Raw genomic sequence first — 9,632 nt, forward strand, 5'->3', positions numbered from 1 at the left:
TCTCCTGTTACGAGTTTGCTTGTTTGAACTTAAAATTCGTGGGCTGCACCGGCTTGTGTCAGACTTTATCTTTGCCATGCTGCAGTGCGTGCCTGTCAGGCAGGAAAATATCAAAGCCCAAGCAGTGAAACTTTGCGCCAGATCATGAAAAGAACATAAATATGAAAAAGCCATACCGAGATTTAAGGGAGTTCATCGCGCAACTCGAGGCAGACGGCCAGCTCAAGCGCATCACCCGTCCGGTTTCGCCTTATCTGGAAATGACCGAGATTGCCGACCGCGTACTCAAGGCCGGCGGCCCTGCCCTGTTATTCGAAGCACCGACGCAAGATGGCAAGCGCTACGACTATCCGGTGCTGGCCAACCTGTTCGGCACGCCCGAGCGCGTGGCGCAAGGCATGGGGGCCGACGGCATCGCTGCCTTGCGCGAAATAGGCCAGACATTGGCCTATCTGAAAGAGCCGGAGCCGCCCAAGGGGCTGCGCGACGCATGGGACAAGCTGCCGCTACTGAAGCAGGTGCTGTCCATGGCACCCAAGCTGGTCAGCAAGGCCCCATGCCAGGAAATCGTATGGGAAGGCGAGGAAGTGGATCTGGCGTGCTTGCCTATCCAGCACTGCTGGCCGGGCGATGTGGCGCCGCTGATTACCTGGGGGCTGACCGTCACCCGAGGCCCGAACAAAAAACGGCAAAACCTCGGCATCTATCGCCAGCAGGTCATCGGCAAAAACCGCGTCATCATGCGTTGGCTGGCGCACCGCGGCGGCGCACTCGACTATCGCGAATTCTGCCAACAAAATCCGGGGCAGCCCTACCCGGTGGCGGTGGTACTGGGCTGCGACCCGGCGACCATACTCGGCGCGGTGACACCGGTGCCGGACACCCTGTCTGAATACCAGTTCGCCGGACTACTGCGCGGCAGCCGCACCGAGCTGACCCAGTGCCTGGGCTCCGACCTGCAAGTCCCGGCACGTGCCGAGATCGTACTCGAAGGCCATATCCACCCCGACGACACCGCGCTGGAGGGCCCGTATGGCGACCATACCGGCTATTACAACGAGCAAGACCGTTTCCCGGTGCTGACCATTGACCGCATCACCATGCGTGAGAATCCGGTCTACCACAGCACCTATACCGGCAAGCCGCCGGATGAGCCGGCCATTCTCGGCGTGGCGCTGAACGAAGTGTTCGTCCCCATCCTGCAAAAACAGTTTCCGGAAATCACCGATTTCTACCTGCCGCCCGAGGGCTGCAGCTACCGCATGGCGGTGGTCAGCATCAAGAAGCAATACGCAGGCCACGCCAAGCGGGTGATGATGGGGGTGTGGTCATTTCTGCGGCAGTTCATGTACACCAAATTCATCGTGGTGGTGGACGACGACGTCAACACCCGCGACTGGAAAGAAGTGATCTGGGCCATCACCACGCGCATGGACCCGGTACGCGACACGGTCCTGATCGAGAACACCCCGATCGACTATCTGGATTTCGCCAGCCCGGTGTCGGGGCTAGGCGGCAAGATGGGGCTGGACGCAACCAATAAGTGGCCGGGCGAAACCACGCGCGAATGGGGTACGCCCATCGTGATGGACGATGCCATCAAGGCGCGGGTGGATGCGATGTGGGGGGAGTTGGGACTGTAGGTTTTATGCCAAAATGGCACAGCTTAAAATGTGCTGACGGAGTCATTTAAATGACATGGTGGTAGCATGCTATCCAATGTAAATAAACTGGAAGCTTAGCCATGCCCGCTGGCCGTCAACTGCAAGCCAAAAAACTGTTTGCCCTCACCCTGATCTCCGCCGCACTGGCTGCCTGCGGCGGGGGCGGAGGAGGCAGTGGGCCGGATTCGGTGACACCAGGCCAAGGGAGTGGAAGTGGAGAGATCAGCACACCAAAGCCCTCTGCAATACCAGCCACTATCGAATTTGTATCCTCCAGCTCCGGAGATACGACAAGTCCAGATGACTCTATGATCATCCGCCCCACTTCAGTGGGTGGAATAACTCAGACAACACTCAGTTTTCTGGTTAAGGATGCCAATGGCGCTCCTGTTGCCAATCAAACGGTCAACTTCAGCATTGAAACAGAAGGCACTGGTCTCACACTCTTAAGCAGTCAGCCAGTAACAGACAAAGATGGCATCGCCAAGGTAATAGTCAAGGCTGGGGATATCAGCACTGCAACCAGCATTAAAGCAGCCCTACCAGCACCGAACGAACTGATCAAGAGCCAATCCCGAGAGCTGTTTGTTTCTACAGGAAAGCCTCATGACAATGGTGCCAGTCTATCGGCAGACAATTTCAACCCTGAGTTTGGCGATTGGGATGGGACAGAAGTCAAACTGACTTTCCGGGCTTCAGATCGTTTTGGCAACCCTCCTCTTGATGGCCTGCCTGTTTATTTCCAGACTGAAGGGGGTATCGGCACCGTTGGCAGCTGTCGGCTAGAGCGCGGAGCGTGCACCACAACCTTGACAAGCAGCGGCCTTCGCAGTGCCATCTCAGATGGCAGGCAAACAATCTTAGCCTATATGCCTGGCGAAGAAAGCTTTACAGACCTGAACCGGAACTGGCGTCACGATACCAATGAAGCCTACATCGACATTCCAGAGGCGCTACTGGATGCCAATGAAAATAACAAATGGGATATTGGAGAATGGTTTACAGACCTGAATAATGATGGCATCCAAAATGCCGATGGCTCATTTAATGGAAGCGGCAGGAATTATTCCTCAACCCGTCCGCAATCAATCAACATCTGGCGCGACATCGTCATTACTTGGTCCGGCAGCGCTTGGGCAGGCATTGCAACACCATCCAGTCTCATACTCTGCCCTACCACTGGCCAAAATGCTATCCCCAACACGATCACCATTACTGTTCCGCTGACAGACCGAAATGGCAATACCCTACCAAAGGGTACATCGATGTCGGTACAAGGATTCACTGGCGTAACCCTTGGCGGCACTACCAGCTTCACTGTGCCCAATACTTCGAGGCATGTTACCACCTCCTTCACTGTTAGGGCTAACTCCTGTGAAACGGCAGCACCACAGGGCGCAATAGAAATCAAAGTGAAAACGCCAAAGGGTGATGATGTGATTCAGAATATCAACTTCTGACCAGCCAAACCCAGCCCGGCACCCGCCGGGCTTTTTTTCGCCCTCCCCTTGCCTGATGCGGCGCTCTGGCCGCATCATCTCGCCTTTATAAGGAGGCATCATGCTGCACAACCCGAATTCCAATGCCCGTCTGAAACGCCTGAAGCCGCGCCAGCGCAAGAAGCTGCGCGTCGGTGAGTTCACCGAGCTGGGCTTTTCGCTGATCGTAACCCTGAAAAAAGATACCGACCTGGGTGCACAAGATGCGCTGCTGGATGCATGGCTGGAAGCGGTGGATGCACAGGGCGTCAGCTTTGGCGGCCACTTTGCCGGCTCGGAGACCTTGCAGTTTGAGGGTATCGTGTTCCCGGTTGGCCGTGGCAGCGTCAGCGCTGAAACCCGCACGGCACTGGTTGCCTGGCTGTCGGCCCGTGCCGAAGTCGAGTCGGTAGATGCCGACGAGTTGGCTGACCTGTGGAATATCGAGTGGTAAGCAAGACAGACTGACGGGGCTTGCCCCGCTCAAGACTAAGGGCCCGGTTTTTTCCGGGCCCTTGTTTTATCCGGCGTCAGCTTAGGCCACGGATTTGCGCACGCATGCCGGCGACCATCACCGCTTGCCAGCGCCCGTATAAGCACGCCAGCGTCTGCTGCATCTCGCGCTCCCAGCACTCGTCGCCATTTCCTGATACGGCCAGCAATTGTCTGGCCAGTTCGCCATGCAGCCCGACGCCATCGTGCAGTACGAACAAGCAATCGGCACACTGGCGCGCCAGCAGGCGATGCGACTTGTCGGCCACCGGTGCAGGACTCGCCAGGGTACGAGCCGTAAACAAGGATTGGGAACGCCAGAACACCTGATACAGGTGCAACAGGCTCAGGGAAAAATGCAGCACAGCGGGTTGCATGCGCAAGACTGTCAGTGGCTCAGGCATAAAAAAGCTCCATGGTGCAATGCACAATGGAGCTTATAGCCAATAAATATTACAAATGCAACATCAGAGACTGACCCAGCGCGGACGGGTCAGCTCTGCCGGCTGCAATACTTCATCCAGTTGCTCGCGGGTCATCAGACCGCGCGCCAGCACGATGTCCGATACGCTGCCACCGCTATGGAAGGCTTCACCCGCTACTTCGGTGGCTGCGGCATAGCCAATGATAGGGAACAACGCCGTCACCAGACCGATGGAGTTTTCCACCTGCTGCTTGAGGAAGCCGCGGTTGGCGGTGATGTCCTTGACGCAGTTTTCTCCCAGCGTGTCGCAAGCCGCGATCAGGTGCGACACGCTGCGGAACAGGCTGTAGGCAATCACCGGTTCGAAGGCGTTGAGCTGCAACTGACCGCCTTCGGCCGCCATGGTCACGGTCATATCATTACCGATCACCTCGAACGCTACCTGGTTGACCACCTCCGGAATCACCGGATTGACCTTGCCCGGCATAATGGACGAGCCGGCCTGACGGGCGGGCAGATTGATGTCGCCAAAACCGGCACGCGGGCCGGACGACAGCAGGCGCAAGTCGTTGCAGATTTTGGACAGTTTGACCGCGATGCGCTTGAGCACGCCGGACACCTGCACAAAGGCACCGCAGTCCTGCGTCGCTTCGATCAGGTTGGGCGCGGTCACGAGCGCAAAGCCGGAGAGCTTGGCCAGATGTTTGCACACCAGCGGCGCGTAATCAGGATGGGCGCAGATGCCGGTACCGATGGCAGTGGCGCCCATATTGATTTCCAGCATCAGTTGCGAGGCTTCCAGCAGGCGCTGCTGGTCTTCTCCCAACATCACCGCGTAGGTCTGGAACTCCTGCCCCAGCGTCATCGGCACCGCATCCTGCAACTGGGTACGCCCCATTTTCAGCACATCATTGAATTCTTCGGCCTTGACGGCAAAGTGCAGCTTGAGACGTTCCAGTGCCGCACCCAGTTGCAGCAAGCCCATATAGGTCGCCAGACGCAACGAGGTCGGATAGGCATCGTTGGTGCTCTGGCACATATTCACGTGCTCGTTCGGATGCAGATACTGGTATTCGCCCTTTTGCTTGCCCATCAGTTCGAGGGCGCGGTTGGCAATCACCTCGTTGGCATTCATATTGGTCGAAGTACCGGCGCCCCCCTGGATGGAGTCGACGACAAATTCCTGATGCAGTTTGCCGGCGCGGATTTCCTCGCATGCCCCGACTATCGCCTGCGCCTTGGCATCATCCAGCAAACCGATCTCGTGGTTGGCCTGTGCCGCAGCCTGCTTGATCAGCGCCAGCGACTGAATCAGCTCGCGATAGTGCGAAATGGGCACACCGGTAATCGGAAAGTTTTCTACCGCGCGCAAGGTATGCACGCCCCAGTAAGCCTGAGCGGGAATATCACGGTTGCCGATCAGATCATGTTCGATGCGGGTAGTCATGCGAGGTCTCATTCTTGGAGTGAGCCGCGAGCGGCTGGAATGAGAAAGACTCTAGACCCGATAAGTGCGCCTGACCAATTCCGAATATCGATGGCATCATGCAAAATTTGCATCAAATGGGCCGGGCAGCAAGATCGGCAACAGTAAATACAATTGGCATTGAATTTATTGCCCGTTCAAATACATTTGAATAATATGGTGTTTTATTTAGCGACGAGTCGTCACCATGAAGCCGAATGTCCTGCTGCTATCCCTGACCCTGATCGCCGGCGTTGCCAGCGCCGCCCCGCAACTGGCTGACGAGTATATTGGCTTTAGCGGCGCATTCGCCCACCACAATGTCAGCTACGCAACTTACAACAGCAATGAAGACAACCGTGTCGGCTATGCCCTCACCGCCGGCTACTATGTGCTGCCACAACTATCGCTGGAACTGGCTTTTGCCGATCTGGGCGAAAGCAAAGGCAAAGACCTCAACGGCAAGGTCAGCACCAGCATCCGCTCGGTGTCGTTCAGCGCGCTGGGGCATTTGCCCGTGACTGAACAGTTTGGCATTTACGGCCGCCTAGGCGCAGGCCAGTTGCGTGCCCGCGGCGATTACGGCTTTGGCAGCTACACCACCCATGACTACCAGCCTGTTGTCGGCATCGGGATTGAAGGCACCATCAGCAATGAATGGCGCCTGTTTGCCGAACTGACGCATTACGGCAAAGTGACACTAGAAGACCAGAACGGCGACAGCATGGGTAACGTCAAAGCCATGGCTTTGCAGGCCGGTGCCAGCTACCACTTCTAAGCCAGAACACCCGACGGGAAGCCATGCTTCCCGTTTTTACACACGGGCGTAACGCCCGGACAAATAGCGCCATAGTGCATCCAGTGCTGGGCGCTGCCGCCGTATATCGCGATAAAGCCGCACTTCCATATCAATCTGCCAGCCCTCACCGGCAGCCAGCGCCAGTTCGCCACGCCTGATCTCGTCCTGCACCGCACTATCCGGCAAAAAGGCAACACCGTGCCCCTGCAACACCATATGCTTCAACCCTTCGGCCATATCGGTCTCGTAGCGCAGGCTCAAATGCGCCGGCTCGGGAGCCTGCCCCAGCAAAAGCTCACTCATGCGATAAAAATAAGCGCCGGGCGAATAGCCTAAAAACGACAATGGTTGCTCCGCCGTCCCCGGCAAGCGTAAGCAAGGCTGGCTATCGGCATCTGCGCGGGCATAAGGGCGCAGATGCTCCAGCCCCAGCTTCAACCCGCTATAGTGGGCATCGCTCAGGCTGACCGGCTGGCGTGCATGGTGATAGCACATCAACAGATCGCTGCCGCCTTCGACAAAAGCCAGCAAGGCATCGTGCACATTGCTGGCCTGCAAGCGGCACGACAGCGCACCAAAATCCTCAACGACGCCGGACAACCAATGGGGAAAGAAGGAAAACGACAAGGTGTGCGGCACGGAAAACTCCAGCGTATCCGCTGGCATCGCCCGCATACCCGCCAGGCGCGAGCGCGCTGCGCGCATCTGCCCCAACACCGCCGCCGCCTCCTGGCGAAAAGCCAGACCTGCCGCCGTCAGTTGCGTCGGGTAGCAGGTACGGTCTATCAGCTCGGTACCGGCCCAGCCCTCCAGCGACTTGATGCGGCGTGAAAAAGCCGGCTGCGTCAAATGACGGATCTCGGCCGAGCGGGTAAAGCTGCCGGTCTCGGCCAGCACCAGAAAATCCTCCAGCCAGCGCGTTTCCATAGTCAAGCCCCCAATGAAACACAAATAATGCCCAATACAAACAAATAGGCATTAATGCATGTTAATATCATGCAAAATATTGATTGCAATACAAATTGGCAATAGGTCGATACCGAGGTGCGGTCCTAAGTACACGTTCCTGACCCATATTTTTGGCGTTCACATGCAAAAAATTTCGCATTTCCTCTGGCTGCGCTTGTCCGGTTTGCTGCCAGGCGAGCTGATGCCCGACCAGAGCAGCTGGTTATTCAGCCCACACCAGCATATGCCGCTTATGGCGCATCGCCGCGCACGTATGATCATCAATCGGGTGCGGCTGTTTGCCTTTCTGTTTGCCGTCCTCACACCGCTGTGGATTGTGGTGGATATCCTCACCCTGCCCGATACACTATGGCCACAGCTTATGGCGCTACGCCTGCTGGCTAGCGCCGCCTTTACTGGCCTGGTCTGCTACAAGCGGCAAGCCGGCATGCTCAACGCCTACCGGGCAATGGCGACGCTATTTGCCATCCCCACAGTGTTCTATGTGATATCCCATCTATTACTGACCCGCTATTCGCTACAGGGTCTTTCCGCCGCCATCAGTGCCGGCTATGCCTTTCTGCCATTTGTCCTGCTGGCCGGCTTCGCCATTTTTCCGCTTACCCTGCTCGAGAGCGTCGCTTTCGCCACCCCAGTACTGGTGGCCTACGGCCTGGCGGGCCTGGAACACTGGGTCAGCGGCAGCTGGCCGGCCTTTGGCGCCGAATACTGGCTGCTTATCCTGATTACCGGCGTCTCGACCTTGGCTAGCATCAGCCAGCTGGTACTGATGATGGCTCTGGTCGGCCAGGCAATACGCGACCCGCTGACCGGCTGCTATTCACGGCGTAGCGGCGAAGAAATCCTCGCCTTGCAGTTTGAACAATCAGTTCGCACCAGCACCCCCTTATCGCTCGCCTTTATTGATCTGGACCATTTCAAGCAAATCAATGACCGCTACGGCCATGAAGCTGGCGATCAGGTACTTAAATCGCTGGTCAAAGCCATATCGGCCAGACTGCGACGCGGCGACATCCTGACGCGCTGGGGAGGGGAGGAGTTCTTATTGATCCTGCCCAATACCGATTGCCAGCAAAGCCTTCAGGCCTTGGCCCGCCTATACCAGCAAGGGCTGGGCACGCGGCCGGACGGTAATCCGCAAACGGCCAGCACCGGTACCGCCGAGCGCATCAATGATGGCTGCAATAGCTGGCAAGATCTCATCGCCCGTGCAGACAGCCGCATGTATCAGGCCAAATCAAGCGGCCGCGACACCATCAGCTGTCACGCCCCCGGCCATGCACGGCCAGCCTGCGCAATATGCTGCAATTACAACCAAAGTACCTGCAGCACTGACAAAGCCCCCGAAAAGCGGGCAGAGTCCGTGGCGCTTGGATAAGCGTAGTCTTAGCGCGTGATGATTTTCAGCAACGTGGCCATAATGATCTGCAAATCCTCAAGCAGGCTATGGCTTTGTGCATAACGCACGCAGTAATCCAGCTTCTGCGGCAGTATCTCCTCGATATACGCCCGCTCCGGGTCGTCTGCCCCGCCCAGGATTTCGTTCTCGTCTATCATGCGGATCGACGCCCAGTCGGTAATACCGGGGCGCACCGATAACACCAGCGCCTTCACCTCGTCCGGATAATGTGCGACATACTTGGGCACCTCGGGGCGCGGGCCGACTACGCTCATATCCCCCAGCAAAACATCGATCAGCTGCGGCAACTCGTCCAGCTTGGTCTTGCGTAGCAGACGCCCGGCACCGGTCACGCGCGCATCGGCCCCCACCGTCAACTGGCCACGCCCTTCGGCCCCTACCTGCATGGTGCGGAACTTGTGGATGCGGAACAACACCCCGCCGCGCCCGACCCGCAGCTGGCGGAAAAACACCGGCCCGGGCGAATCGGCCTTGACCCACAACGCCACCGCGAGCAAGACCGGTGCCAGCAATAACAGCCCCAGCGACGACGCCACGATATCAAAGACGCGCTTGAGCGCGCGCGAACCATGACCGGCCGGCGCACAGCAAGGCAAAACAGGACGGGAATCCGGCAAACTCATGCGCCCAATACCTCGCGCACCGCAGCAATCACCCGCGCCTGATCATCGGCGCTCATACGCGTATACAGCGGCAAAGTCACTTCGGCTTCAAACGCCGCCTGCGCCGCCGGATAGTCGGCTTGCGTCAGGCCGTAGCCGTCGCGCCACACCGGGTGCAGGTGTAGCGGGATAAAGTGCACCGAGCAGCCGATACCGCGCTCGGCCATCTGCACGATAAAGTCGTCACGCTTGATGCCGGCTTCGGGCTTAAGCCGCACCGGGTACAGATGCCAGGCATGACTGCTGGCTGCATGCGCGG

At 57.8% G+C, this 9,632-nt stretch carries 10 protein-coding genes; 5 read left to right on the top strand and 5 right to left on the bottom strand.

The features are described from left to right. The first annotated feature begins 161 nt into the window (after positions 1-161). From ubiD to EGI20_RS14310, 3 genes are all read left to right on the top strand, one after another. Positions 162-1,643, top strand: a complete 1,482-nt coding sequence (gene ubiD, locus EGI20_RS14300; protein WP_498632279.1) for a 4-hydroxy-3-polyprenylbenzoate decarboxylase — start codon at positions 162-164, stop codon at positions 1,641-1,643. Between the two features lie 101 nt (positions 1,644-1,744). After that, on the top strand, positions 1,745-3,124 hold the full coding sequence (locus tag EGI20_RS14305) for an Ig-like domain-containing protein (RefSeq protein WP_498632281.1): 1,380 nt from the start codon (positions 1,745-1,747) through the stop codon (positions 3,122-3,124). 100 nt (positions 3,125-3,224) lie between these two features. After that, positions 3,225-3,596, top strand: a complete 372-nt coding sequence (locus tag EGI20_RS14310; RefSeq protein WP_124735724.1) for a YggL 50S ribosome-binding family protein — start codon at positions 3,225-3,227, stop codon at positions 3,594-3,596. 76 nt (positions 3,597-3,672) lie between these two features. Here EGI20_RS14310 and EGI20_RS14315 read toward each other — a convergent pair whose 3' ends face one another. Continuing rightward, on the bottom strand, positions 3,673-4,038 hold the full coding sequence (locus EGI20_RS14315; RefSeq protein WP_498632283.1) for a hypothetical protein: 366 nt from the start codon (positions 4,036-4,038) through the stop codon (positions 3,673-3,675). Positions 4,039-4,101: 63 nt separating this feature from the next. Then, positions 4,102-5,505: an aspartate ammonia-lyase gene (aspA, locus tag EGI20_RS14320; RefSeq protein ID WP_498632285.1), complete on the bottom strand. Its 1,404-nt coding sequence runs from the start codon at positions 5,503-5,505 to the stop codon at positions 4,102-4,104. 226 nt (positions 5,506-5,731) lie between these two features. Between aspA and EGI20_RS14325 the strand changes: the two genes are divergently transcribed. Then, positions 5,732-6,301: a porin family protein gene (locus EGI20_RS14325; protein ID WP_498632286.1), complete on the top strand. Its 570-nt coding sequence runs from the start codon at positions 5,732-5,734 to the stop codon at positions 6,299-6,301. A gap of 36 nt (positions 6,302-6,337) precedes the next feature. Here the strand turns inward: EGI20_RS14325 and EGI20_RS14330 are convergent, their stop codons facing one another. Continuing rightward, positions 6,338-7,249, bottom strand: coding sequence for a LysR family transcriptional regulator (locus tag EGI20_RS14330; RefSeq protein WP_498632287.1), 912 nt, complete (start codon positions 7,247-7,249; stop codon positions 6,338-6,340). A gap of 163 nt (positions 7,250-7,412) precedes the next feature. On the opposite strand from EGI20_RS14330, the gene EGI20_RS14335 reads away from it, so the two are divergent. Next, positions 7,413-8,669 carry a GGDEF domain-containing protein gene (locus tag EGI20_RS14335; protein ID WP_498632289.1) on the top strand — a complete coding sequence of 419 codons (1,257 nt, stop codon included), beginning with the start codon at positions 7,413-7,415 and terminating at the stop codon, positions 8,667-8,669. Between the two features lie 8 nt (positions 8,670-8,677). On the opposite strand, the gene EGI20_RS14340 is transcribed toward EGI20_RS14335, so the two are convergent. Next, positions 8,678-9,334: a sugar transferase gene (locus tag EGI20_RS14340; protein WP_498632290.1), complete on the bottom strand. Its 657-nt coding sequence runs from the start codon at positions 9,332-9,334 to the stop codon at positions 8,678-8,680. Beyond that, the coding region (locus tag EGI20_RS14345; protein WP_498632292.1) for a DegT/DnrJ/EryC1/StrS family aminotransferase at positions 9,331-9,632 on the bottom strand (302 nt) is incomplete at its 5' end. The genes EGI20_RS14340 and EGI20_RS14345, both read right to left, overlap by 4 nt.

Source organism: Aquitalea sp. S1-19, from assembly GCF_024343515.1.